Source organism: Halobacillus sp. BBL2006, assembly GCF_000786645.1.
Classification (GTDB): domain Bacteria; phylum Bacillota; class Bacilli; order Bacillales; family Halobacillaceae; genus Halobacillus.
On record NZ_JRNX01000838.1, the window covers coordinates 1 to 1,066 of the forward strand.

General features: G+C 42.6%; 1 protein-coding gene. It reads right to left on the reverse strand.

Features of this window, described 5'->3' with window-relative positions:
• Nucleotides 1–100 precede the first annotated feature (100 nt).
• Nucleotides 101–1,066 (reverse strand): outer membrane lipoprotein carrier protein LolA (locus LD39_RS23320; RefSeq protein WP_035552854.1); only part of this gene is annotated, 966 nt, incomplete at its 5' end.

Here is a 1,066-nt window from a genome sequence, read left to right on the forward strand (position 1 = left end):
GGAAAACACTGGAATGAGATGGTCTTTCCTCACGCAAGTGTTTGTCTTATGACTGATGATAAAAATAAAAGCAGACCGTTAAGCCTGCTCCCTCCAAAACCTATTTGACTGTATCACTGTTGATAGAGCTCGCTACTGACACCATTTCTGCCTCGGTCAAATCATTACTGGCCAACTGATAAGTCGTGCCGTTATGACTCCACACTAAGCGGTTTCCATCCATAGCCCCAATGACCCCATCAGCCAATTGGACAGGATCGCCATTGACCGTTTCAGCTTGTTGGGCACTAGCTGCTTGCACTTCCGCTTTTTCCTGTACAAGCGTAAAGTTCTTATCACCATCATACGTCATGATAACGCGTTTTCCTTCTTCTGTTTTTACCTCTTGTTCATCTGAGAGCTCCGCCCCATAAGTTTCTTGGGGGTATAGAACCTCACTCACCTGAGAGTCACCCATATTTGCTACAGGGGCTTCTGTCGGTGCCATCGCCATGTTCTTGTCTACATCAAAGTCTTCTTTCTTCAACGAATCATCTTTAGCAAAATTAGCGAACTGTACTTCTACTAAAGCGTTCATATCTTGATCAAAAACTTTGACCATGACAGGCTGGTACGTTTTCTTATCAAAATAGATTTCTTGATAAGGGAGGGTCTTATTATTTTGATAATTTGTTTTTGTTTTGAATTTATAATAGTTTTCGGCTGCTGTGAACTCTGAGTCAGCGTCTGCCTGGATATCCTTCAACAAGGAAGCATACAGATATGGCTGGCTTGTATTTTGCGGCCACTCACTCTGAAACTTGAAGCTCTTGTTTAAGGCAGGAGTCAGGACATACACGCCGCTGTCATTTTTCAAGATGATCTGACTGCCTTTCTCGTCCTGATCATTTTCCAATTTGACTCGATAGAAGTCATCTTTTTTGTGCCAGACTTGAATATGGTATTTTTGTTCTTCATTGCCCGTACGCATCTTCATATTAGCTTCGGTCTTATACCCGGCCATCTCTTCGGCTTGTTTTTCAAGCTTTTTGACTACATCCTCTTTTGATTGAGATCCACAAGCCGT